The sequence below is a fragment of the Chitinophaga sancti genome (genome assembly GCF_034087045.1).
GTDB classification, from domain to species: Bacteria; Bacteroidota; Bacteroidia; order Chitinophagales; family Chitinophagaceae; genus Chitinophaga; species Chitinophaga sancti_B.
The window spans coordinates 5,796,411-5,823,040 of record NZ_CP139247.1; the positions used below are offsets into that span (position 1 = coordinate 5,796,411).

The window sequence follows — 26,630 nt, forward strand, 5'->3', positions numbered from 1 at the left end:
CCATCACCACTCATCCATTAGCTGTTTGATATGTAACGGTAAATTTTTATATTTGCAACTATCAACAGACGATTGCGAACTAATATGCTTCAACTAAAAACCGATCATACCTTTCGGAACAGGTTTTTATTTGTTTTCCTGTTACTGACCATTTTTAATGGTTTGAAGGGGTATGCTACGGATAATCGTTTATATGATGTAGGGTTGCAGGTACAACCAGGAAGCTGTGCACAGGATGTGCCGTTGCAAGCCAGCAACCGTCAGCATCGTGCACTGGCTGTACACCCCCCTAAGGATCTTTCGATGCGCACGCAGGTTACACACCGTTCTCAGGAATTGTCTTTTCGTGCGCAAACAACCCATCGTCCTCACTTTGATCTCAACCCTTCTCACTTCTTCCTCCACCTTCCCATCTCATTAATGGAAGACTTACCGGAAGACCTCACTGAGAATCAGATTGCATTCATTTCCCGCGCGCACGAACCCCGTCACAAGCGCCGATTCTATATTTCTGCTACTTCACAACAGTACTCATTTACAACACGCCTACAACAGTTACAGCTCCTCCTGGCCCAATATGTACCAGGAAACGAAAACAAAACCGGCATCTACCAATGGCATGATGCCTTTCTACCCGCCTACTATAAGTTTCTCTTCAGGTATACCCTCTTTTGAGCATTTCCTCATTTATAGATGATGAAATAGAATTGTATTACTATGTATACAAGGCCCCCGTTATGATTGATACGTCATTACGGGCATCCTATTGTATACACGAAACCAAATGACTGATACCTATCATGCGCACAACTACTGTGATATTGTTGAGCATCGCCCTGGGGGGATGTATTACCAAAGGAGAGAAAAATAATACGACGGATAACCTGAACACTTATCCTGTAGTGCAACTTGCACTTACAGACACTATATTACACAAGAACTACGTAGCCAATATTGAGGCAGTACGGAATGTAGAGATCCGTGCCCGTGTAAACGGGTTCCTCAATAAAATCTATGTAGACGAGGGTCAACATGTACAAAAGGGACAACTACTTTTTAGTCTTAACGACGAAGAGTTCAGAGCAGAACTTGCACGCGCCAAAGCAGCTTACAGCAGTGCGGTTGCAGACGCAAAAACGGCGCTGCTGGAACAATCAAGGGTACAATTGCTGGTAGATAAAAAGGTGATTGCCAAAACAGAACTGGAAGTGGCCAGCGCGAAAGTAGCTGCGGCCAATGCCAGGGTGGAAGAAGCACGCAGTGCAGAAACCAATGCCGCTACACGATTGGCTTATACGTCTATCCGTGCACCATTTAACGGTTATATTGATAGATTACCTTCTAAAACAGGTAGCCTGATAGCCGAAGGCGCACTGCTGACTTCTGTCTCAGACATTCAGGATATGTATGCTTACTTCAATGTATCGGAGACTGAATACTTACAGCATAAGCGAAGTGCAAAAGATAACCAGCATGCAGAAGTAGAGCTGATACTGGCAGATGGCACCCTCTATCCTTATAAAGGAAAGATAGAGACGATCGAAAGTGAATTTGAAGAAAGTACTGGTTCCATTGCATTCAGAGCGAAATTTCCAAATCCGAAAGCGCTGCTGAAACATGGCGCCAGTGGTAAGATACGACTCGCTGCTGATTTGGATAGCACGATGCTGATTCCACAGAAGGCAGTGTTTGAAATGCAGGATAAAAACTATGTATTCCTGCTGGATGCAAATAACCATGTAAAGATGAAAAGCTTTAGTCCAGGACCGAGGATGGCTAACTGTTACATTGTACAGGCAGGTCTGAAGCCGGGAGACAGGGTGGTGTACGAAGGGGTACGCAATCTTAGAGAGGGTATGCAGATCAATCCGACGGTGATTCCGCTGGATAGCATCAGGGCATTGTAATTAGCAGTGTTGTGATCTGTCTGTACAGTGATCTATCTGTACAGTGATTCCGCTGGATAGTATCAGGGCATTGTAATTAGCAGTGCAGTGATCTGTCTGTGTAGTGATTCCGCTGGATAGCATCCGTACCCTTTAAAGCAAATTATCAATCCGGTGGCATTCATCTAAGTTGTGCGACCAGATAGATAAATCATTTTCATCTTTTACATCATTTTATGTTTGATACATTTATCAAGCGGCCCGTGCTGTCGCTAGTTATCTCATTAATCATAGTCCTGCTGGGCCTACTGGCACTATTCTCTCTGCCAGTCACCCAATTTCCAGACATCGTCCCTCCATCCGTTACCGTTACCGCCAAATACACGGGTGCGAATGCGGAAGTATGTGCCAAAGCCGTGGCCACTCCACTGGAAAGAGCCATCAATGGCGTACCGGGTATGACCTACATGTCGTCTGTATCCAGCAATACCGGTGTCACATTGATCTCCGTTTCTTTCGCCGTTGGTACAGATCCGGACCAGGCCGCAGTAAACGTACAGAACCGTGTAGCCACCATCCTCGATGAATTACCTGAAGAGGTGATCAAAGCCGGTGTGAGCACGGAAAAAGAAGTGAACAGTATGCTGCTCTACCTCAACATCATGAGCGAAGACAGCACGCTCAATGAAAAATTCATTTACAACTTTGCAGACATCAATGTATTGCAGGAGTTAAAACGTATTGATGGCGTTGGCTTTGCAGAGATCATGGGCGCGAAGGAATACGCCATGCGCGTATGGCTGAAACCCGATCGTATGCTGGCTTACAGCGTGAGTGCGGACGAAGTGGTGGAAGCCATCCGTAAACAAAACATTGAAGCAGCCCCAGGTAAAACAGGGGAAGCCGCTGACAATGATCCACAGGTATTACAATACATCTTACGCTATACCGGAAAATTCTTTACACCAGAACAATACAAAAACATCATCATCCGCGCCAATGCCGACGGCTCTGTATTACAGCTGAAAGAAGTGGCGGACGTGGAATTTGGCTCACTCAGTTATGGCATGGTATCCAAAACAGATGGGAAGCCTTCTGCTTCTATCATGCTCAAACAACGTCCTGGTTCCAATGCACAGGATGTAATTGCGAATGTAAAAAGCCGTATGGCTGAACTGAAGGAAACCTCTTTTCCACCGGGCATGACGTACAACTTCAACTACGACGTATCCCGTTTCCTGGATGCCTCTATACATGAGGTATTACGTACACTGGTAGAAGCATTCCTCTTAGTGTTTATCGTGGTATTCCTCTTTATACAGGACTTCCGCTCTACCCTTATACCTGCGCTGGCAGTGCCGGTAGCATTGATCGGTACATTGGCATTTATGCAAATTTTGGGGTTCTCGATCAACCTGCTCACCCTGTTTGCATTAGTACTGGCCATTGGTATTGTGGTCGATAACGCCATTGTGGTGGTGGAAGCGGTGCATGTAAAAATGCATGATCAGCACATGGCTCCCATGCAGGCAACACTGGCAGCCATGCGGGAAATAAGCGGGGCACTGGTAGCGATTACATTGGTCATGTCTGCCGTATTTATACCAGTAGCATTCCTCTCAGGGCCTGTGGGCGTGTTCTACAGGCAGTTCTCCCTCACCATGGCGATTGCAATTGTAATATCTGGTATCAATGCCGTAACCCTCACGCCTGCCCTGTGTGCCATTATGCTCAAAAATCACCATGCAGCGGGCAAGCCGCGTACATGGCTACAAAAGTTCTTCGATAAATTTAACTATCGTTATAATAAGACAGAAAAGAAATACCAGCACCTGGTAGGATATATTGCAGGCAGGCGCATGATCACTATCGGGATGCTGGCACTGTTTTTCATTGCTACCTGGGGTATAAGTGCCATTCTGCCCGGAGGCTTTATTCCGGCTGAAGATCAGGGTATGATCTATGTGAACGTCACAACCCCTGCAGGTGCCACCGTGTCCAGAACGGAAGCTGTGCTGGATGAGGTACAGAAAGTAGCAGCGAACCTGGAAGAAACAGAATCAGTATCTACACTGGCAGGGTATAGTCTGGTGAGTGAAGTAGCGGGTGCCAGCTATGGTATGGGTATGGTGAACCTGAAACCCTGGGAGGAAAGAAACCGTTCGGTGAAAGAGATCATAGCACAATTAGAGAAAAATACCCGCCACATTAATGATGCAAGAATTGAGTTCTTCCCACCTCCGACCGTACCGGGTTTTGGTAACTCGAGTGGTTTTGAATTGAGGGTGCTGGACAAGAGTGGTAGCGGTGACTTACGACAAACAGCGGATGTAACGACGGCATTCATCAACGCATTGAAAGAAAGGAAAGAAATCGGAAGTGCATTTACCAGCTTTGATCCTGACTTTCCACAATATATGATTCATGTGGATCAGGCCATGGCAGCGAAGAAGGGCGTGAGTATCGACAATGCCATGAGCACGTTGCAAACATTGCTGGGTAGTTATTATGCCTCTAACTTTATTCGATTCGGACAGATGTACAAGGTGATGGTACAGGCATCGCCCCGTTATAGAACCAAGCCGGAAGATATCCTGCATTTATATGTCAAGAATGATAAAGGCGAGATGGTGCCTTATTCCAACTTTATAAGTCTCGAAAGAGTGTTTGGACCTGAGCAGCTCACACGTTATAATATGTATACAGCGGCGATGGTGAACGGTGATGCGGCGCCAGGATATAGTAGTGGTGATGCTATCAAAGCCATTGAAGAAGTGGCGAAGCAGAAACTGCCACGTGGATTTAGTTATGAGTGGAGTGGGATGACGAGAGAACAGATCCTTTCTGGTAACCAGGCAGTGTACATTTTTGCGATTGTTTTGTTGTTTGTGTATTTGTTACTGGCTGCACAGTATGAGAGTTTCTTACTGCCATTGCCAGTGATATTATCACTACCGGCGGGCATCTTCGGGGCTTTCCTTACGTTGAAACTGGCGGGGTTGGAGAATAATATTTATGCGCAGGTGGCATTGGTGATGCTGGTAGGTTTGTTAGGCAAGAATGCGATATTGATAGTAGAGTTTGCGATCCTGAAACATAAGCATGGGGCTTCGATATTGGAAAGTGCGAAGGAAGGTGCGGTGTCTCGTTTGCGGCCGATTTTGATGACTTCGTTTGCGTTTATTGCGGGGTTGATCCCTTTGTGTATTGCGAATGGAGCAGGTGCGATGGGGAATAGGTCGATTGGTACGGCGGCAGCGGGTGGTATGTTGATAGGAACGATATTCGGTGTGGTGGTGATTCCGGGGTTGTATGTGCTGTTTGCAGGTATAGCAGAGAAGAGGAGGAAGCCGCATGTGGTGAAGGCGCATCATGTGGTGACGGTGTTGGTATTAGGGGTGTTGATGAGTAGTTGTTATACGCCGAAGGCTGTGGAGTATCCTGAGGCGCCTGTGGTGCCTGCGATGGCTGAGGTGAAGTCGGTGCCTGGGGGGGCTGTAACAAATGCATCAAATGAAGCAAAAGATTCAACAGCTACAACCCCACTTACTTACCAAAAGTTTTTTGCAGACCCATATCTCAGGCAATTACTGGATACTGCCTTATATAATAATACGGATATACAGTTGGCCTTGCAGCGGGTGGAAATGACAAAGGCACAGTTGCTGGTAGCCAGCAAAGCATGGTTGCCGGCTGTGAATGCAGCTATAGATGCAGGTGTAGAAAGATATGGTGATTATACCATGAATGGCGTGGGTAACTATGATACCAACCTTTCACAGAATATAGACAATAATCAAAAGATACCGAATCCAACCCCGAATTACTTTATTGGCTTGAAGAGTGCGTGGGAAATAGATCTGTGGGGTAAGTTGAAGAATGCTAAGAAAGCGGCACAGCAGCGGATGCTGGCGAGTGAGCAGGGAAGACGACTGGTGACCATGCAGTTGATAGCGAATGTAGCGGGCATGTATTACCAGCTATTGGCGTTGGATAATGAGCGAACTGTATTGCAACGCAATATTGTCCTGCAGGAATCAGCATTGGCTACAGTACGTATTCAGCAGGAAGCGGGAAGAGCGACATTGCTGGCAGTGCAGCAATTTCATGCGCAGTTGTTGAATACACAGAGTTTGATGATGGGGATTCAGCAACAGACAATAAGGTTAGAAAATCAGTTGAATGCCTTGCTAGGCCGGTTTCCGCAGGCGATACCGAGAGATACTTCTTTGCTGACAGCGACATTGCCTCCTTATGCCAGTGAAGGAATGCCAGCGACATGGTTATCTCATCGTCCGGATATTCAGCAGGCAGCATTGGAATTGGGTGCAGCTAAAGCGGATGTGGCAGCAGCGAAGGCGGCGTTTTTGCCATCGTTGAATATCAATCCTTATGTAGGGTTTAATAGTTTCAGGGCGAATTTATTATTTAATACGGGGTCAGTGGCTTATGGGTTATTAGGGGGTGTGACGGCGCCGATATTCAATAAGAAGCAGCTGGCAGCACAGTACCAGGTGAATTCGGCAACGGCATTGAGCGCATTTTATAATTACAGACAAAGAGTGATAGATGGGTACCAGGAAGTGATGACGGCGCTGAGCCAGTTGCATAATGGCCAGGAGGCATTCAGGCTGAAAGCAGCCGAGGTAACGATGTTGAAGGATGGGGTTTCGACGGCGAATGACCTTTATATGACGGGGTATGCGAACTATCTGGAGGTGATTACAGCGCAGAAGAGTGTGTTGGAGGCAGAGTTGGCGCTGGCGAATACCAGGAAGGAGTTGTTTTTGGGGACGATTGAGTTGTATAGGGCTTTAGGAGGTATGTAGGGAGAAGAAAAAACAAACAGCCCTCATTTGCATATGCAAGTGGGGGCTGTTTGTTTTTTTCCAACTTATTAAGTCATTTTAATATACATTTATACCGGCTACGGCTCGATTTTTGGAGTAGTCCCCGTGGCCAGTAATTTATGGAAGAATGATATTAATCGTCGATGATAAGCCGGAAAATATTCTATCACTTAGAAAGACACTAGAATTACACGATCTGGAAGTTGATACCGCGTTATCAGGTGAAGAAGCACTCAAAAAGATCCTTAAGAACAACTATGCACTCATCATTTTAGATGTACAGATGCCTAGTATGGATGGCTTTGAGGTAGCTGAAACCATTTCCGGATATAGTAAAGCAAGGGACGTACCTATCCTGTTCCTGTCTGCTGTCAATAAGGATAAAAAATTCATTGCCAAGGGGTACGCTTCTGGAGGGTTAGATTACATAACCAAACCAGTAGACCCTGATATTTTTCTGCTTAAAGTAAAGACTTTCATTAAATTATATGAACAGAACCGTCAGTTGCAGGCTATGCATGAAAACCTTCGTCAGGAGGTGGAAGTGCGTAAACAGGCGCAGGCGGCCCTGAATGCAAAGGTACAGGAGCAGCATTCCATTCTTGAGTCCCTCCCCCAGGTAGCATTTACCGCCAGAGGAGATGGAAATGTAGAATATGCGAACCGGCATTGGTTCTATTATTCCCCATCCCTGGATGATTTTCCCGCTACCTATGACCAGGACCACCTGGAACAAAAAGTTTGGGAGAATGCGATCCTGGCAGGGCAACCTATTGAAAAAGAAGTGTACCTGCATAACAGGCTCACTCATCATTACAGATGTCATTTGCTCAGGGCCATTCCAATTGACGAAGATGGACGAATTGTAAAATGGGTAGGTACATTTACCGATATCGCCCATCAGAAACAAGCGAATGAGATCCTGGAACAAAGAGTGGAGGAGCGTACACATGAACTGCAGGAAATGAACCAGGCGCTGGAAACGAGTAACTATGAATTACAGCAGTTTGCCAGTGTGGCTTCGCACGATTTGAAAGAGCCGCTCAGGAAGATCCAGTTATTTGGAACGATCCTCCGTGACAGACATTTGGCGGCCAACCCGGATGCCATGCAGTATATGGAAAGGATTGTGAGTTCTTCTGAAAGGATGAGCAAATTGATAAGCGATCTATTAAAATACTCCAGGCTATCAGCAGATAATACTTTTGAGCCGGTCAACCTGAATGGGTTGATCAATGAGATCTTAGCAGACCTGGAATTGTCCGTTAGAGATGCTGATGCAGAGATCGTGGTAGAAGAATTACCAGTGTTGGAAGCCATACCAGGGCAGATCCGGCAGGCATTACAGAATATAATCAGTAATGCATTGAAATTCAGAAGACCCGGGGTGCGGGCATTGATCACGATCAAGTCGGAAATTGTAGGGGAGAAAGAATTCGAAAGTAGCGTACTGGAAGCCGGGAATTTTTGCAGGATTGTGGTGAGTGATAATGGGATTGGGTTTGATGAAAAGTACTTACCAAAGATATTTACGCTGTTTCAGCGATTGCATAGTGCGGATGCGTATGAGGGAACTGGTATTGGATTGAGTATAGCAAAGAAAGTGATTGAGAAGCATCAGGGGATTATCAGCGCACAAAGTAAAGAAGATGAGGGAACAAGATTTATTATGGTATTGCCGCTGAAACAATCGAATTAAAAAAGAACGTTTTCCCAGCCGGCCGCAGGCCAAGCGGCCCAGAAAAAACCGCTTTTGCCTTCGGCAAAAGCGGTTTTTTTCTGAATGTATAGAGCCTTTGAATTTAAAGAGACATCACCCATTCCACCATATCGCACTGCCGCAACACCCTATCCACCTTCACCACACCCATCGCATACTTCGGCATAAACGACACCTCCGCCTCCGCCGGATCCTGCACCGCTACTACCGCTCCCATCGCCTTTGCCATCTGCAACCCTTCACCTCCATCCGTATTCGCTCCAGATAGTAATAAACAAGCCAACCGCTCCTTTATGACCTCCGCAGCTGAAATAAATGTCACGTCTATACTCGGCCTGCTATAATTTACCTTCTCAGAATAATCCAACGTGATCGTTCCATCCGGCTCTATCAATAAATGGTAATCTGCCGGCGCCACATACACCATTCCCCCCGTCAGCAAATCCTTCTCCTCTGCTTCCTTTACAGGCAAAATACTCCTTGATGCCAGCAAATCAGACAATAACGTATCGTTATCGCTCTTGCGGTGCAATACAATAATAATTGCCAGCTTACATGCCGGATCTAATAACGGTACTAATTGTAACAATACATCCAGACTACCAGCGGACCCTCCTATCACTAATGTTCGGGGAATCGAAATTGTCATGTAGCTATTTTTCTCCAGATTTTTTCTTTCTGAGCCAATGGTTTGAACAACGGCGCAACGGTTGTAAACCGCAATGTCTCCTTCGCTCCCAGCGCCATAAAGCCCAGCGGCTCAAGGCTATCACTAAACAGGTGCAATACCTTGTCCTGCAATTCCTTGTTAAAATAAATCAACACATTGCGACAGATTATCAGTTGAAATTCATTGAAAGAACGATCCGTCACTAAATTGTGTGCTGAAAAAACGATCTTCTCACTGAGCTTCTCTGAAAACTTTGCGTACTCATAATTCGCTGCATAATACTGAGAAAAATCATGTTGTCCGCCAGACTGCTGATAATTCTGTGAATACTGCTGCATATAGGCTAAAGGAAAAATCCCCTTCCGGGCTTTCTCCAATACACTCTCATTGATATCGGTCGCATAAATAACTGACTTGTGCAACAGGTTCATCTCCTGTAATAAGATCGCCATTGAATACACCTCTTCACCAGTAGAACACCCTGCATGCCAGATCCTGATAAACGGATAAGTGGCCAAAACCGGCAGCACCTGCTTGCGCAATGCCTGAAAAAAACCCGGATCCCGAAACATCTCCGTTACATTGACAGTGATCTGCTCCATCAGGTGAGTGAGGTAACTACTGTCCATCCTCACTCTATAACGAAATTCAGCAAAACTGGGGAACCTGTCATTTGTATATACTCTCTGTAACCTCCGCTTGACAGAAGCGAAAGAGTAATCCGTAAAGTCGTACCCATATTGTTCCAACAAATCGTTCAACAATATATTTACTTCCTCATCCTTCAAATGATGTACGTTCTCCTTCATTATCGATTCATTATTCTTTTATTCCCGGGCGTAATTTCGTAAAGTTTTCCGGCATTTGTGTAGTGTCTGCCAAACACTGTTTCCCAATGTGAGAAAGTTCTTCACCATATTCCGCCACAATCTATAATATATTTACTTCAAAACATATATAAATACTTGCCGAAATCCAACTTACAATGTATTCCGTAAGTATTTGCGAGAAGTATCTTTATAACCTAACTATTGCCAACATGAGTTTATCCTTAAACAGAGGAGCGCTAAGCGCTACCGTATTGTCAGCAGCATTAGCTATTTGCGCTTTCAAGCCTGCACCTTTCGACAACAATGGAGGCCTTCTCCATGCGATTTCTTCGCCGACTGACAAAACAGTTCTAACGTACAATGCAGACAAAAGTATTGCCAAACTGGTAACTACTCATGCCATGGGTGATGATCAGTACACAGATGTGCGTATCCCGGTTTATCAATCCGGCAAACTTGTAAAAACAATGAGTACAGCCGATGAAAGTCAGGCTCCTACCCTATTCTCTACCTTTGGGTATGATAGCAAGGGCCGTATTGACAAGATCAGTTATTATGAAGAGGACCAGGTATCTGGCTACGATTCACTGGTGTATGACACCAAGGGGCAGTTAACCGCGAGGTATTTCTTTGTGATGCCAGCCGGGAAACAAACATTTGAAAATCACTATTGTCAGCTGTACACATGGGATCAGAAAGGCAATATTATCCAACAGGAAAACATGGGTCGTGTTGCAAACAATGTTGCATTTGCATTGAGTTCTACTGTTGCATTCAAGTATGATGACAAACTGAATTCACAGAAGAGCGTACCGGGTTTTGGTTATATCACTGACCTGAATGCGGTAAATCTGTCTGCGAATAATATCGTATCTGAGGTGATTACAACAGCGAATGGGGCGAATGCGATTTCTAAAAGTTACGCATATAATTATAATAGTAAGCAGTATCCTGCACAGGTAACGGCTAAGAATAGTGGTAGCAATGAGGAAGTGGTAACTGAACTGACCTGGGAATAATGGGAATGTTTTGCTGTAAACTGTCAAGGTTTCCCTTAAAATGGGAGTGTTCCATTGTAAACTGAAAACGTTTGCAGTAAACTGTCAATGGTTTCCCTTAAAATGTGAATGTTCCATTGTAAACTGAAAACGTTTGCTGTAAACTGTCAATGGTTTCCCTTAAAATGTGAATGTTCCTTTGTAAACTGAAAACGTTTGCAGTAAACTGTCAATGGTTCCGGTAAACTGTGAATGTTTCCTCTATAACTGTAAATTTCGCTGTAAATCGTGAATGTTTCCTTTGTAGACTGTCAATATTTTCCAATATAACAAAAGGGTGTCTCAAACCAATGAGACACCCTTTTATAATTAAAGCATTTATGAATGTTCAATTAATCCTTTTTTGCATTTATCTCCTTCAACCATGCATACAATCTACCACCGCTTCCTGCAATCCACACAATATCTCCCGCCTGCAATACTGTGAGTGAAGCAGGGTTCAACAATCGCTGTCCTTTTCGCTCTATTCCCAGCACTATTCCACTGGTCCGCTCCCTAATCCCTGCTTCCCGAATCGTCTTGCCTTCCAGCGCAGATCTCTCTGCCACCAAAAACTGCTTCAGTGCAATCGGATCTCCATCATTCACCGGCACAGCTATCGCAGCATTCGCCGGTTCAAGGTAATGATTGAACTTCTGCAATTGCTCGTCCGTACCTATGGCCGTCACCACATCACCCGGAAACAATCTCGCATTTTTATCGGGTGCATACATCTTAATTCCACTTCTATTGATCAATGCGATATTGATTCCATAATTTTCCCTCAGTTGCAGCTCCTCCAGTGTCTGACCTACTACCGGCGAAAGTGGTTTGATCTCAGACACGGCCAAATGCGCATCCCAGGGAGCTAAAACCGACTTATTGATATTCCCTACTTTCGTATCTCTTGCATTGAAGTTGGTAAAGAACCGCTCTTCGATCGTGGTATAAAAATCTCCGATCTTATGGCGCAATACGAAAATCAATACGATCATAATCACTGTTACAGTCAATGCCACAGAGTAAGAGAAGAACCGGTCGATAAAGAACCCTACCAGGAACACCGCCACCACAATACGTGCAATCCGCAACAGCATCAGCGGACCTCTATACTTTTTCTGTTCCCAAATGCGATTCGATTCCGAACTGCTGATCCTTCTGAAACCCAATGCCCACAAAAAAGGCATGAGCAGGAAGAGTGTAACGACTGCACTTGCAATACGGCCCCAGTTGTACTTACCCGCAATCGGTAGCAGGTAGTAGGAGGACAATAATATAATCGCCAGCAGGACGACTGTACAAATAATGATGTTTGTAAAGTAACTCTTTAACAATACTTTCCAGTCACTTACAACCGAGATGGTTTGTGCCGCGGCACTGTACCGGTTGATGGCCGTCCTCCAGCGATGTGGCAACATATCTGACAGTTTTTCATAAACAGGGTCGGATAGTTTGATCATATATGGAGTTGTGAAAGTAGTCACTGCCGATACAGCCACAGCTACCGGGTACAGGAATTCACTTGTTACATTGAGCGTGAGACCGAGTTGGGCGATGATAAACGAGAACTCCCCGATCTGTGCAAGACTCATCCCTGCCTGAACGGAGGTCTTCAATGGCTGCCCGGATAAAAGTGCACCTAACCCGGTACTCAATGTCTTACCTATCAGCGTTACGACGGTAATGATAAGTACAGGTACGGCGTATTTTACCAGCATAGAAGGGTCGATCAGCATACCTACAGAAACAAAGAAGACAGCACCGAATAACTCCTTGACAGGTTTTACAAGGTGTTCAATCTTTTCTGCCTGGGTGGTTTCAGCTAAAATGGACCCCATGATAAAAGCGCCCAGTGCAGGAGAAAACCCTACCTGGGTAGCCAGCACCACCATGAGCAGACATAAGCCAACGGATGTAACCAGCAGGGTTTCTTCGTTCATGATCTTCTTAGTCATGCGTAGCAGACTGGGGATAAAGAAGATACCTGCTACAAACCAGGCGATGAGGAAGAAAACGAGTTTGACTACAGAAATCAGCATTTCTCCGCCTTCGAACTGTCGGCTTACGGCAAGGGTCGATAATAACACCAGCAGTACGATGGCGACCAGGTCTTCAACGACGAGGATGCCGAATACGAGGCCGGCGAATTTCAGGCCTTTCACGCCCAATTCTTCGAAGGCCCTTATAATAATAGTAGTGGAAGATATGGATATGATCCCCCCCAGGAAGATGCTGTCCATTGCAGACCATCCCATTATCTGCCCCAGGAGGTAACCGAGGGCGAGCATGAAAATGACTTCTACGATGGCGGCAATGGAGGCGGCCCCACCTACTTTAATTAGTTTCTTAAAACTGAATTCGAGGCCGAGGCTGAACAGTAAAAAGATAACACCTATTTCAGACCATATATGTATATTTTTTTCATCGGAAACGGTTGGAACAAGCGAAACGTGTTGGCCTACCAGCAAGCCTGCTACAATGTACCCCAGTACCAGCGGCTGACGTAGACGCTTGAATATGAGGGTGGTAACAGCTGCTGCTATCAGGATTAATGCCAGGTCTTTTATTAACGGTGCTAAATGAATCATCTGGTCGTATTAGTGGTTAAAATTCCATTGCGAATGAAAACAGAGCGGCGAAAAATTGCCTTATGCCTTTGGCACAAGTCAATTTTTCGCGGGGGCGGAATAGCCTTCGGCCGGCTAAAATCTAAATGCCGGTAAAGTCAGTATTCAAAACAACTACCAGAAATTATGGTTAGGGAAAATAAGCGTTCTGACAATAGCATGTATATCTACCAGGAGCCTTCCTGTAGACAACACCACCGCATACAGTGGCAGCCGCGGTATAAAATACGCGCTGAAATGACCTGTACCAGGCCTATAAACAAACTTGTTAGGGGAACTAAAACAGTTGTTGAAATCAACAATGGTTTCCGGCAGGTATCCGGTACCGTTACACCATCCAGGTTTCGGATCGCTCTTTACTACTTTCAGTACAGTGATTACAGGTTTCCTATTTTCTACAGCTTCATACTTTTTCCTGCACACATGCGCACCCGCCTGGTAAAAAGAAAAGAATATGATGATATATAGAAGAAGGTGACGCATAAGGACGAAGATACGTTTTTCTGCCCCTATCTCCGCACCTTATCCAGCAAATCGCTCAGCTGCGCAGCTTCTTCGGCACTTAATCTTTCAGAAATGTCGTTGTAAAAATTATCCATAGGCACATCAACTTCGTCCAGCAACTTCAACCCTTTAGGAGTAATGTTAATGTCCATTTTACGCCTGTTGTGCGGGCACAATCTGCGTTGTACGTATTCCAGCTTTTCAAGTTTGTCGAGTAAGCGGGTCACATCGCTCGCTTTGTCCAGCATGACTTCTTTGATGCTACCGGCAGAAACAGGTTCCGGATGACGGCCACGGATAATGCGTAAAGCATTGTAATGCTGGGGCAGCAGCCCATAGGATTTCAGGTTGGCGCCGAGGGAATCTCTCAGCCAGTTACCCGTGTAAAGGAGGTTCACCACCATTTTGTGATGATCATCCTTAAACTTGCGCTGGTTAATTGCTTGTTCAATTCTCATGTATCAAAGATAAGGAATATGCGTGTTGCAACATATTAGGAGTATTCCATTCTATTAACATTATGTGGATATTTATGGTTGATTATATTTGTATATACATCCTCCAACCATAAAATTATGCTTTTAAAATTGATCTCATCACCATGGCCATGGTACATAGCGGGGCCCATTATCGGGCTTATGGTTCCCTTGCTTTTATTATTGGGCAATCGCTCATTTGGCATCTCGTCTTCTCTCCGACATATTTGTGCCGCCTGTTTTCCGACAAAAATTCCCTTTTTTACCTATGAGTGGAAGAAGGAGATCTGGAATTTGTTCTTTGCCGGGGGTATCGTGATCGGGGGATTTGTGGCAGCTCACTGGCTGGCAGATCCCTCCCCTGTTCAAATCAGTCCAAAGCTGGAAAACACTTTAGGTGAATTTGGCATTACCAACCACAATTATCTGTTACCCAGCCAGTTATTTAACTGGCCAGCCCTACTGACAATCAGGGGTTTTATCCTAATAATTGTGGGAGGATTCCTCGTAGGCTTTGGAACAAGGTATGCCGGTGGGTGTACTTCGGGGCATTCAATTATGGGATTGTCAACTTTGCAATGGCCATCATTGGTCGCCACTTGTTGTTTTATGGCGGGTGGATTTATTATGTCAAATCTGATCTTACCTTTTATACTGAACTTATCATGAAGAACATAAAATATACATTTGTCGGGATGCTTTTTGGCATTGTGCTGGTAAAATCGCAGGTATTATCCTGGTTTAGAATTCAGGAAATGTTTCATTTACAGTCGTTTCATATGTATGGGGTAATTGGGTCGGCAGTAGTTACAGGTCTTATTTCCGTAACCATCATTAAAAAGTTCAAAATCAGAACGTTCGGTGGTGAGGAGATTATCATTCCAAAGAAGCCTTTTTCGAAGGGGAATATCTATGGAGGGTTGTTATTTGGGTTTGGATGGGCATTGACGGGAGCATGTCCGGGGCCGTTATTTGCACAGGTAGGTGCAGGATTTACCGTGATGGGGGTGGCGCTGCTGAGTGCGATATTGGGTACGTGGGTGTATGGAGTGGTCAGGGATAGGTTGCCACATTAGCGCCTGCATCATATGATTGCGAACCGTGGGTGTATGGAGTGGTCAGGGATAGGTTGCCACATTAGTTGTCACGAAGTTAATATTGCAACAATTTTAAGGGTTGGTATGTTAAAATCAATAGATTTAAACAGGTCTTCCTACTTCTTTCGTTAATACGGAGTTAACTAATTAAATACCAGTGAGTACTAGTTACCTAAAATGAGGTGTTTTTTGTTAATTTTTAGTTAACGATCGTTAATTCATGACGTTTACCAGATAAAATATATCCTTTACCAAAATTGATTAGGCGGCACCAAGCTGTCGTATATCTTTGATTTAGGTTTTTCATAGGATATGGTTAAAAAATTAAGGGCGGTATTCTTACCGCCCTTCTCTTTTTTGTACAGTCTTCATTTTCAGTGATTTTTACACTTTTCTTACAGTAAAAAATTAATTCTCTTTTTATCGCTTCAATAAATAACTTATTTTTGTATTTTGTTCTCAGCTGTTCCTGTATTCCTTAAGCACAGCGGCTAACCAGTATAATTATGAATTACGCACTCATTACAGGCGCAAGCAAGGGGATAGGACGTTCCATAGCCACCGTATTGGCTGAAAAAAAATATAACCTGATTCTTGTAGCAAGATCCACCAGTGAATTGCAGGTAGTAGCCTCAGAACTGATTACTAAGTACGGGGTACAGGTCGACTACCTGGGCATTGATCTCTCTGTTCCCACAGCAGCCGGTGAGTTGTTCGGGTGGGTACAGAAAAAACAGTACAATATTTCTATCCTGATCAACAATGCAGGGTATGCTGTATGGGGTGAATTCGACAAGACTTCATTAGAAGATCAGAACAGGATGTTGCAGGTAAACATGCAGACACCGGTGGCATTGTGTCATCATTTTCTGCCTATGCTGTTGCAACAACCTGCTGCTTACATTATGAACGTAGCGAGTACCGCTGCTTACCAGGCAGTACCAACACTCAGTACCTATGCTGCTACCAAAGCTTTTATGCTATTTTTTACCCGCGGTCTCAGGGCAGATCTGAAAGGCACAAATGTATCAGTAACTGCATTATCACCCGGCCCCGTGAATACCAATTTTATCGACAGAGCTGGCATGCAGGCCATCAAAGCCACTGCAGAAAAGTATGGCATGATGCCGGACGAGGTAGCACGAATTGCGGTAAAAGGTATGTTCGCAAAGAAATCCGAATTGATTCCAGGCGCACTGAATGCGGCCACAGCATTTTTCACCCGATTGGTTCCCAAGGCGATGGTTGAAAAAATTGCTGGTAATCTATATAAAAAATAAGTAAATTCATCCCTTAAATCGCGGTGCAATTTATTATTTGGGTACAAGATAAAATACTATTACCTTTACCCTACAAACCTAGTAGACTAAAGAATGCGTTACAAACTATTATCAATACAAATACTACAGCTGACCTGCTTGTCGCAAAGTAAATGGTGTCCGTATTGTTGAAAACACTTGACCTATTTATCCTGTACTGACGGGGTTTTTATAAAAAAAACTATTTTCAATAATTCGTGATCAATCACCAATCATCTATAAATTTACCACATCATGTCTACGGCTTATACTACGTTTACACTAGGTGATACGCTAACAGAAGAACAAAAAGCATTTTTTGACGAGCATGGATACATACACTTTTCCAGGTTCTTTACTCCTGAGCAGGTTCAGGAGATTATCAAAGCATCTGAAGAAGTACAGCAAAAATGGATCGCCGAAAAAAGAGAAAAAGTAAATGGAGTTCCCATCAAGTATGGTAAAGACTTGAATGGTGACCCAATTGTGCAACGCTTTGCCTTCATCAACCAGCATGCACCTGTACTGTCCGAGGTATTGCAAGACAAACGTTTCGATGCACTTTTAAGCCTGATTGGTCCTGGTGCCCGCCTTGGTATCAACGAGAAAGACGGGATGGTGTTTAACCACTATGTAAATGGTCCGGAAAGCAAGTTCACTAAAATGGGCTGGCATACAGACGGTCTGCGTGATATCTTTATGGGTGGTAAACTGAATCCAATGCTCAACGTAGGTTTACACCTGAGCACATTGAAAGTTGAGAACGGTGGTCTGAGAATCATTCCAGGCACACACAAACAGAGCAGACTGAGCATGCTGTTCAAGAAGAAATACTTCATTGACCACACACCTGACAAGAATGAGATCGCTATCACGCCTACAGCCGGTGACGTAACTGTACATGATGGCCGCCTTTGGCACCGTGTTGCGCTGAGCTCTGTAATTGGTGAAGAAAGCCGCAGAAGAGTGATCTATGTGCCTATCATTGCTGGGAAATATGCTCCCAAAAATGAAAACAGTCCGACCCAGTTCTATCAGCGCTTTGCTGGTATCGTAAAATAAGGGCCTGGACACAAGTAGGGATATGCGAACATTTTCTTCAAAGTTTTGAGGCAGGAATTCTATTATCTTTTCCCTATAATATTTAAAAGCCTTTGGATGTCATGTCCAAAGGCTTTTTTAATGGATACATCACCCCGCTTGTCTACGGCAACTGCACAGATAATCAGGCAGGGGCCTGCGGCTGGCATGACGAAATTCAAAATGATACTCCAACCATTGATTTCTTTTTCTAAAAAGGAATATTATTAGTTATTTTCGTACTAACCATGTTTTTATTTTCACTGTAGCCTGTTATCCCATATGCCCCATTCTTTGAAGAAAAACCCATATTATGGCACTTAATACTGCAACCTCATTTTCTATTGCCGGCAATCAGTTCGACACTTTTCAATCTATAGAATTAAGGCAATACTTAAATGGCCACCACGAGTTTGAAATTTTTGTCAGCTATGACTGGTTCGAGAAATTGGGTGGTGGTATTTCCGGCGCCTCGAACAAATTCCTGGGTGAAGAGATTGAAATCAATGTCGCCCCTGCAGAGCAGCTTCCCGGGGTGCAAAACCTGATATTTAAAGGGATTGTGATGCAGATCGCTACCGGCAAGCAGGGTGACGGTACGCATGGCAATTGCATCATCAGGGGACAAAGCCCAAGTATTCTGCTCGAAGATGATTACCACACCGCTTCGTTCGAAAACAAGTCGCTCTCTGATATTATTGCTGCTACTACCCAGAGCTACCCTCCTAACCTGCTACGTACCAGTATCAACCCCGACACCAAAGAATCACTTAAATACATTGTTCAATATAAAGAGACTTCCTATGCCTTCATTAAGCGCTTAGCAGAAAGGTATGGGGAGTGGTTTTTCTATGATGGTCAGCAACAGATATTCGGGAAATTCAGTCCGAAGACCACCGTACTGACCCACCAGGTGGATTTGCTTGAATTCAATATTGAAGTAACCGTGGTGCCCAATAATGCCAAATTCAACGGGTATGATTACAGGCAGGATAGTGTGGTGGAAGATACCACAAATGCAAAGGCCGCCGGGAAAATGAACGCCTATTCACAGCGTGCAAATGATGTGAGCTCAAAATTATATAACAGGGAAGGGTTGTTTAAAATGAACTACCCTTTTACCAGCAGTGCCAAAACACAGCTGGATAAACTGACGACCCTGCAAAAGAAGAGTAAGCTGTCAAAAATGGTGCAGTTGAAAGGGAGCAGTAAGAACCCTTCTTTCAGGATCGGAGATACCGTGAGTATCAAAGATTCGGCGTTTGCACAGGAACAGCATCATGGGGAGTTTATGATCACCGGCATTAAGCATTATTGCGGGGCAAATGGCAGTTATTATAATGTATTTGAAGGAACACCTACGGATGTAGCGGCGCCACATGTAGACTATACCAATATTCCCTATTGTGAACCACAGTCCGCCACTGTAACAGACAATAACGACCCTAAAGGCTTAGGCCGGGTGAGGGTAAAATTCCGTTGGATGCAGTCGGGACAAACGCCATGGATAAGGGTGGTTTCTGCTTCTGGTGGAGGTGATAAAGGAATGTTTATTATGCCGGAAGTGGGTGAAGAAGTCATTACAGAATTTGAGGGTGGGAATGCGGAGCAACCTTTTGTGCTGGGTGCCACCTATAATGGCAAGGCGAAAAGTAGTTATGGAAATGCAGGGAATGACATGAAGGCACTGAAAACCCGGAGCGGAAATACGATTCTGCTAAATGATGCAGCAGGGAGCGTGACGGTGACAGATAAGAACGGGAGTTCTATGGCCATGGATGGTGCCGGGAATATTACTATTAATAGCCAGACCCTGGTGACTGTAAAAACAGATGATCATATTATAGTAGATGCACCGAATAAGATCGAGTTCTTATCTAAGGAGATACATTTGAAAGGGAGTGAGTTGGTCGTGATTGGAGAAGGGCCTGCGCAGGTGAAGGTAGATAATAAGGGGAATAAGATCACATCTGCGGCGGATAAGATCACTCATAATGCTGTGACCCTGCATGAAACGATCAGCAGTGCGAATATCAGGATGCAGAGTGAGGTGTATAATGTGAATAGTGGAACGAGTATTGGAATGGCGAGTAAGTCCGTGATGGTGAATGGAGAGGCGGATACGGGGATTATTGGAGGAACGCTGAAATTGAATTGTTAAGGTTGGCTTTTAATGAAAGCTTCCTGAATTTCCTGTTTCATTTCACTTAAACGGACCCTCATGCTCATCAGCAATAAACACTTTGTTCCAGTTATTGGACTGGATATCCATATCGTTATTCTTTTTGGATTTCCCATTCCTCTCCCCCATCCTTACATTGGTTTTGTGCTGGACCCCATGGATTACATTCCATTTCATGGCGCCTCCACCAAAGTCAACCATGTACCCCGGGGAGTGAGTGATACCAGTGGTATCATCATCATTCTCTTTCACTTTCCCATGGGCGGCCCCTGGCTCCTTGCGCCACTCATCGGCCATGACTCTGTCAACTTCTATGGTGCTAAAAACACTTTGGCAGAAGGCAGAATGCTCAGTCCTACCGGTCATATGCTCATGACCTGCAACGATATTGGTCTTCCCCTCTCCCTGAAACCCGGCAAGAAGCTGATCCCAAAACCCAGCATGTACCTACCCACCTCCTTTTCCATTCCCCTCTCTTTTGGCAAACCCGTAATGGTAGGTGGTCCATATGTACCTGACTGGGCAGGGGTACTCATGAACCTCATTACCTCCTTCGGATTTGGCGCCCTGCTAAAAGGCATCGGCAAACTTGGCAGGAAGATGATGACGAAATTCAACCATGCCCTCAAAGGAAAACTGGGTAGTAATAAACTGAGTAAATTCCTCTGTAAACATGGTTTTGAACCTGTAGACCTGGTACAGGGTATCGTAATTTCCGAAGGCCTTGACTTTGAAATGTCCGGCCCTATTCCGCTGGTGTGGGAACGTACCTGGAATAGTGATAGTCAACACCATGGTTTATTAGGTCATGGCACCCACCTGAGTTATGATATGCGGGTGCAGGAGTTTACCGCTGACAATGCCACCGTGGTACTGCTTGGCGATGGCCGTAGTGCAGTATTTGACGCCCTGCCTTACAGCGGTGATAACGAATATAACAGGCATGAGAAACTGCTGCTGACCCGTACGGATGTAGATGAATATGTACTCTACGATTATCAGGATAAACTCTTTTATACCTTTAAAAAGATCCGTTCTGCTGATGAACAATACCGGTTATTTGCTATTCATAACCGAATGAACTTCCTCGTGACCCTTCATTATAACCAGAAAGGTCATTTACTTCGCATCACGGATAGTGTGGGCAGACAACTACATATTAAGAATGATTTCGAAGGCCGCATTACCAGTGTGACCGCACACCATCGCGGACAGGAAAAACTGCTGGTATCTTATACATATAATGAGGAAGGAGACCTGGTTGCAATTGCTGATGCATTGGGACAGGCAACCCGCATTACATATAAGCACCACCTGATGGTATCCAAAACAGATCGTACCGGGCAAACCTTCTATTGGGAATATGATAAGAAAGGACGCTGTATTCATACATGGGGTGATGGTGGCCTGCTGGAAGGTTTTATTGAATACCACCCACAGGATGGTTATAACCTGGTGACGAATTCACTGGGACAAACCACCACCTACTACTACTCCCCTGATTTTGTGATTCACCAGGTCAGGGACCCGATGGGGCATTCAACTTTTATTAATTATACCGAAGACTTCGAAATTTATCAGGAGATAGATGAAGAAGGAACGGTAGCCGGGTATACCTATGATGATATGGGAAATATGGCCAGTGTGGTACAACCAGATGGCAGTAGCTATTCCTTTTTGTACAATGCTGAAGGAAATATGATCCTTGGGATGGATGCAGAAGGCAATAGCAGTACCTATACCTATTACCCCGACAATGGGTTGCTGCATACCAATACCCGTCCTGATGGCAGTATACAGATCATGCGGTACAATGAGCAATTGCAGCTTGCAAGTGTAGAAGATACGGATGATAATGTCACGCGTATGGAATATGACGAGGACCAGAACCTTGTCAAAATGATATTGCCTGATGGTGGCGTGGCTACCTGGACCTATGATGTATGGGGCTTATGTACCAGCACGAGTAATCCTGCACAGCAGGTACAACGATTCAGGTATGATGCGCTGGGGCGAATTACCGAAATTGAAACGCCGGATGGGAATCATATTCAGATGGAGTATGATGCTTACTTCCATGTACTGCGTGCGGTTGATAAGCATCATGATGTAAAATTCTCTTATACACCATTAGGTAATTTGCGCAGCAGAGAAGAAAATGGGGTGAAGGTCAATTACATCTATGATACGGAGTGCAGACTGCGGAGTATCATTAATGAAAAAGGGGAATCACACCAGTTTGTTCGGAATGCACGTGGTGAAAGTATCAGGGAAACAGGATTTGATGGCATCAGTCATAGTTTTGTGCGGGATGCTACCGGCAAGGTGATTAAGGTAGAAAGGCCAGACAACAGGCATACATTATATGAATATGATTATAATGGAATGCTGGTGCGTGCGGAACATAGTGATGGTAGCTGGTCTGCTTTTGGGTATGACCGGAATGGGCAAATGATAGAGGCGGTGAATGAGAATGGGACGGTGAGTTTTAAGAGAGATAATATGGGACGGGTGATAGAAGAGCGGCAGCATGGCCATGTGGTAAGTACGAGGTATGATGAGAATGGAAGAAGGGTGAGGTTGGAGAGTTCATTGGGAGCGAGGGTGAAGTTGGAGAGGAATAGAATGGGGGATGTGACAGGGATGCGGGCGGATATGCAAGGGTTACGTACTGTTGGTGATGACATGCGGGGCATAGCTGGTGCCACGCTGGACCCATGGACACTTCAAATTCAATATGACCTTCCTGGCCTTGAAACTTCCCGTACACTTCCCGGCGGCATCACCAGCAGCTGGACATATGACAAAGCAGGGATGCCGGCTTCTCAAACAGTGAACAGCAACAATCGTACAGTACGCAAGACCTATTATCGCTGGGATGCCAATCAACGCCTTCGTGAAATGGTGAATGCCCTGAATAACAGCAGTGTGAAATTTGCACATGATGATTTCGGTAACCTTGCATGGGCACAGTATGAAGATGGCCATTTTGATTACAGACAACCCGATAAAGTAGGGAACCTGTTTAGATCCGTATCACAAAATGACCGCAGGTATGCTCCCGGCGGACAATTGCAGGAAACCCCCGAAGCAAGATTTGAATACGATGCAGAAGGCTTTATGATCAGAAAGATCACAGCTGACCTACAGGTATGGGAATATGAATGGACAGGCAGGGGCACCTTAAAACAGGTAACAAGACCTGATGGCAAAACCGTACGATTTGAATACGATGCCCTGGGCAGAAGAACGGCCAAGATATTCAAAGGCCAGATCACCCGATGGGTATGGGATGGCAAGAACCCCATGCATGAATGGACCTATGCCATGGATGATCGTCCGCAGATCCGGATAGATGATATGGGCAATATCACACAGCCTGAAGAACCCGTGCCGGCAGCGACCCTGGTAACCTGGGTATTTGAAGGAGACTCCTGTATACCGGTAGCGAAGATCGTGAATGGTAAACATTATTCCATCCTCTCTGATTATCTCGGCGTACCTTTTGCTGCATACGACGACACTGGTGTAGCACAATGGTCCTGTGAATTGGATATTTATGGAAAGGTTCGTAAGTTAGTAGGTAGTAAGGGTTTCATCCCCTTCCGCTATCAGGGGCAGTATGAAGATGTGGAGACCGGGTTATATTATAATCGTTTTCGTTATTATAGTCCGGACGAAGGTATTTATATCAGCAAAGATCCTATTGGTCTGGATGGCGGCAGCAGGTTGTATAGTTTTGTGAATGACCCAACGAACCTGTTTGACTTATTGGGCTTACACCCCATCTTTGACGATGTGCTGGCAGATAAAGCAAAGCAGGCGCATAACCTGCTGAAACGAAATATAGAAGGGAAGCCGGAGATCGGGTTTAATCAATCTACGGTATCTATTGGAGAAGGTACATTGCCTAGTGGAGAGAAGCAGTTGTTTGCTTCTGGTAATGGTGCGAAGCTGACACCGGCGCAACGAGCCAAGTTGATAGAATTGGGTGTACCACCTGAGAATATTTATAGTGGGGTGGCTTATAAAAAGAAGCCAATACCTAAGACGAAGGTGAAGTCTGTGAGAAAGGCTTACAACCTGGAAAACCACGCGGAGAGGGTGATTATCAGGAATGCGCCGGAAGGGACTAAGTTTACAAGGTGGGGAATTTCGTGGGCGAAGTATCAGAAGAATGAGCCGTGTAGTAATTGTAAACCGCATGTGGAGTGTGCATCGTAGGTATCATGCATGAATTCTCAACGAATGATCCTAGGTCTCACTTTAAGCCACATGTGGAGTGTGCATCGTAAAAACAAGTAATCAATATAAATGGCATTACCTTATTCAGCATACAAAAAGAAAATTCAACCTGAGCTGGCAAAATTATCACCTGAGCAATTACTATTCGTCGGTGTATGGACTGCCGATTACCTTGACAGGCAGTATGGCCCTTATTTAGATGGCGATGGGCATGCCAGGGAACATGAAGTATTGCAGGATGCGATTGGATTTTTATGGAATGGCATAGACGACCCTTCCACAATAACAGAAGCAGATTTGAAGAAGCAATTAAAGCATGTGCGAAATATTGATATTGACGACCTGGATTTTGCCAAGCCAAAAGATTGCGGGATACTGAAGTTGATGGAAGCAGTAGAAAGTACCCTCAGCTATGCAAAAGAAAAGAAACCTGATGCCATACTGACTACCGCCTGGTTCCCGATGGATGTGCTGAACGCAGTAAAGGATAGTGAGTTTGTAATGAAAGAAACGCCACCGAAGTATAAACTGGATGATCCGTTTTTTGCGGAGGAGTTGGGATCGCAGACAAAACTGTTTGCGCATCTGCAGGAAGGGAAAAATCTCACAAGTAAAGACAAAACTATTTTCCGATGATGGAACAATTGACCTTTTCTTCTTTTGATAAAATACTCAAAGAAAACTTTACCAATCTCCCATTTGAACAATGCCTGTTCTTTGGCGTGTGGAATGCAGAGTACCTGTATCACAAATACGCCAATCACCTACTGGAACTGGATGATGAAGAAGGTTATGAAATCCTCACCGAAGCCCTCGCCTACCTGTGGGATGCTGTAGACAAAACAGCGAATATAGAAGAAGAGGAAGTAGATAACCAGATCCTGCGCCTGCACGATATTAGTTTAGACCAGCTGGACCAGGACGAAGCAAAAGGTACCGGCGTCGTGAAACTGATGGAATGCCTGGAAAGTGGGTTGGTATATATAGAGGAAAGGAACTACGAATTTATCGCAGCCTGTGCTTACTTCCCACTGGATGTAGCAGATGTGATCATGACAAACGAATTGGGACTGGATACCAATGATCCCAATAAACATATTCATCATCCGCTGATGCAGGTGGAGTTTGAAGCGGAACTGAAAATGATGGAATACCTACAGACCTATAGGGACGTTAGCAGTAAGGAAAAAAACCTGTTCAGGTAGCACCTGGTTTCTGAGCCATGGAACAGGTTGTATCCTCAATACGATACAGCCTGTTTTTATTTGGATACTTCATGGAAACAGCCAGGTGTTTGAGCGATTCCCGGGAGGTTCATTTCTTTTTAATAGGCCCACTTCTTATGAGTAGGCTTTTTTCTTCTCTTTTTCATCTTCATACCGTTTCCTGTTTCCCAGGATGGTCTCCAAATGTTCCTGCCCCCAATGCAGCAAATTATTAATAGGCGGAATCAGGCTCTTCCCCAGTTCTGTCAATTCGTATTCTACTCTTGGCGGTATTTCAGGATAAAACTCCCTCGAAATCAACCCATCTGCCTCCAAAGAACGAAGGGTAACCGTGAGCATTTTCTGTGAAATATCTCCAATACTGGTCGCGATTTCGCTAAACCGCATCTTTCCTTTGTGAGACAGCAGTTCCACTACCAGGATGGACCATTTATCACCGAACCGATCCAGCACATGTCTTATCGGACAAAAAGCCGGCTTAAATTTCTCAGCATTATTTTCAATCATAACCCACTGAATTTCAATATTAGTTACCGTTTGGTAAGTTAGTCGCTGGCAGGTGCCTTCTTTGTTAGAAGTTACACACCATTTACCTTTGGCTCTCCAAAAGAGAGTGACTCTCTTTTCTATGTAAAAGTAGAACAAATTATCAAACAAATACTAATAAGAATTTGTGAAATCAGTTTAAGATAGGCCACCATAAAGGATTTACATTAAAATATATGTTGAAACACATTTTGTTTAAAAAAGTATATATCTTCGGTCCCGAATCGCCTGGCACAAAAAGCACTTTAATAGCGGTCATGAAGGACTGCTAAGGGGAACAAACAGGGCTATGCGTTCGATTAACAGAAGGGGCGGTCTTAAAAAGACCGGTATTAAGCACCTTAAACAATAAATTT

General features: G+C 44.6%; 19 protein-coding genes. 13 read left to right on the forward strand and 6 right to left on the reverse strand.

Features of this window, described 5'->3' with window-relative positions; translation table 11 throughout:
- Positions 1 to 84 precede the first annotated feature (84 nt).
- From SIO70_RS23505 to SIO70_RS23520, 4 genes are all read left to right on the forward strand, one after another.
- Entirely contained in the window at positions 85 to 675 is a 591-nt protein-coding gene (locus SIO70_RS23505) for a hypothetical protein (RefSeq protein WP_320574861.1), read from the forward strand.
- A gap of 125 nt (positions 676 to 800) precedes the next feature.
- Positions 801 to 1,907 carry an efflux RND transporter periplasmic adaptor subunit gene (locus SIO70_RS23510; protein WP_320574863.1) on the forward strand — a complete coding sequence of 369 codons (1,107 nt, stop codon included), beginning with the start codon at positions 801 to 803 and terminating at the stop codon, positions 1,905 to 1,907.
- Positions 1,908 to 2,122: 215 nt separating this feature from the next.
- Positions 2,123 to 6,715, forward strand: a complete 4,593-nt coding sequence (locus tag SIO70_RS23515) for an efflux RND transporter permease subunit (protein WP_320574865.1) — start codon at positions 2,123 to 2,125, stop codon at positions 6,713 to 6,715.
- A gap of 148 nt (positions 6,716 to 6,863) precedes the next feature.
- Positions 6,864 to 8,435, forward strand: coding sequence for an ATP-binding protein (locus SIO70_RS23520; protein WP_320574867.1), 1,572 nt, complete (start codon positions 6,864 to 6,866; stop codon positions 8,433 to 8,435).
- Between the two features lie 103 nt (positions 8,436 to 8,538).
- Here SIO70_RS23520 and SIO70_RS23525 read toward each other — a convergent pair whose 3' ends face one another.
- Together SIO70_RS23525 and SIO70_RS23530 are read right to left on the reverse strand one after the other, a co-directional pair.
- A complete protein-coding gene (locus SIO70_RS23525) occupies positions 8,539 to 9,105 on the reverse strand; it encodes a chemotaxis protein CheB (RefSeq protein ID WP_320574869.1) in 567 nt (188 codons plus the stop codon).
- Positions 9,102 to 9,935, reverse strand: coding sequence for a protein-glutamate O-methyltransferase CheR (locus tag SIO70_RS23530; protein WP_320574870.1), 834 nt, complete (start codon positions 9,933 to 9,935; stop codon positions 9,102 to 9,104). The genes SIO70_RS23525 and SIO70_RS23530 overlap by 4 nt, the downstream gene beginning before the upstream one ends.
- Before the next feature lie 230 nt (positions 9,936 to 10,165).
- Between SIO70_RS23530 and SIO70_RS23535 the strand changes: the two genes are divergently transcribed.
- A complete protein-coding gene (locus SIO70_RS23535) occupies positions 10,166 to 10,975 on the forward strand; it encodes a hypothetical protein (protein WP_320574871.1) in 810 nt (269 codons plus the stop codon).
- A 371-nt stretch (positions 10,976 to 11,346) separates the two neighbouring features.
- Here SIO70_RS23535 and SIO70_RS23540 read toward each other — a convergent pair whose 3' ends face one another.
- The 3 genes from SIO70_RS23540 to SIO70_RS23550 form a co-directional block, all read right to left on the reverse strand.
- The gene (locus SIO70_RS23540) at positions 11,347 to 13,581 is read right to left on the reverse strand and encodes a cation:proton antiporter (protein ID WP_320574872.1); all 2,235 of its coding nucleotides are present in this window, start codon (positions 13,579 to 13,581) and stop codon (positions 11,347 to 11,349) included.
- A 153-nt stretch (positions 13,582 to 13,734) separates the two neighbouring features.
- Positions 13,735 to 14,103 (reverse strand): hypothetical protein, encoded by a 369-nt coding sequence (locus tag SIO70_RS23545; RefSeq protein WP_320574873.1) that lies wholly within the window; start codon positions 14,101 to 14,103, stop codon positions 13,735 to 13,737.
- 26 nt (positions 14,104 to 14,129) lie between these two features.
- Positions 14,130 to 14,582, reverse strand: a complete 453-nt coding sequence (locus tag SIO70_RS23550; RefSeq protein WP_320574874.1) for a MarR family winged helix-turn-helix transcriptional regulator — start codon at positions 14,580 to 14,582, stop codon at positions 14,130 to 14,132.
- A gap of 117 nt (positions 14,583 to 14,699) precedes the next feature.
- Between SIO70_RS23550 and SIO70_RS23555 the strand changes: the two genes are divergently transcribed.
- From SIO70_RS23555 to SIO70_RS23590, 8 genes are all read left to right on the forward strand, one after another.
- The gene (locus tag SIO70_RS23555) at positions 14,700 to 15,269 is read left to right on the forward strand and encodes a YeeE/YedE family protein (RefSeq protein WP_320574876.1); all 570 of its coding nucleotides are present in this window, start codon (positions 14,700 to 14,702) and stop codon (positions 15,267 to 15,269) included.
- Positions 15,266 to 15,676 carry a DUF6691 family protein gene (locus tag SIO70_RS23560; RefSeq protein WP_320574878.1) on the forward strand — a complete coding sequence of 137 codons (411 nt, stop codon included), beginning with the start codon at positions 15,266 to 15,268 and terminating at the stop codon, positions 15,674 to 15,676. The genes SIO70_RS23555 and SIO70_RS23560 overlap by 4 nt, the downstream gene beginning before the upstream one ends.
- Before the next feature lie 527 nt (positions 15,677 to 16,203).
- Positions 16,204 to 16,977 carry an SDR family oxidoreductase gene (locus SIO70_RS23565; protein ID WP_320574880.1) on the forward strand — a complete coding sequence of 258 codons (774 nt, stop codon included), beginning with the start codon at positions 16,204 to 16,206 and terminating at the stop codon, positions 16,975 to 16,977.
- 273 nt (positions 16,978 to 17,250) lie between these two features.
- Positions 17,251 to 18,057, forward strand: coding sequence for a phytanoyl-CoA dioxygenase family protein (locus SIO70_RS23570; protein WP_320574882.1), 807 nt, complete (start codon positions 17,251 to 17,253; stop codon positions 18,055 to 18,057).
- A gap of 331 nt (positions 18,058 to 18,388) precedes the next feature.
- On the forward strand, positions 18,389 to 20,236 hold the full coding sequence (locus tag SIO70_RS23575; protein WP_320574883.1) for a type VI secretion system Vgr family protein: 1,848 nt from the start codon (positions 18,389 to 18,391) through the stop codon (positions 20,234 to 20,236).
- Positions 20,237 to 20,296: 60 nt separating this feature from the next.
- A complete protein-coding gene (locus SIO70_RS23580) occupies positions 20,297 to 24,481 on the forward strand; it encodes a DUF6531 domain-containing protein (RefSeq protein WP_320574885.1) in 4,185 nt (1,394 codons plus the stop codon).
- Between the two features lie 90 nt (positions 24,482 to 24,571).
- A complete protein-coding gene (locus tag SIO70_RS23585) occupies positions 24,572 to 25,138 on the forward strand; it encodes a hypothetical protein (protein WP_320574887.1) in 567 nt (188 codons plus the stop codon).
- On the forward strand, positions 25,135 to 25,707 hold the full coding sequence (locus SIO70_RS23590; protein ID WP_320574889.1) for a hypothetical protein: 573 nt from the start codon (positions 25,135 to 25,137) through the stop codon (positions 25,705 to 25,707). The genes SIO70_RS23585 and SIO70_RS23590 overlap by 4 nt, the downstream gene beginning before the upstream one ends.
- Before the next feature lie 135 nt (positions 25,708 to 25,842).
- Here SIO70_RS23590 and SIO70_RS23595 read toward each other — a convergent pair whose 3' ends face one another.
- Complete coding sequence (locus SIO70_RS23595) at positions 25,843 to 26,235, reverse strand: helix-turn-helix domain-containing protein (protein WP_320574891.1); 393 nt, start codon at positions 26,233 to 26,235, stop codon at positions 25,843 to 25,845.
- Positions 26,236 to 26,630: the final 395 nt, after the last annotated feature.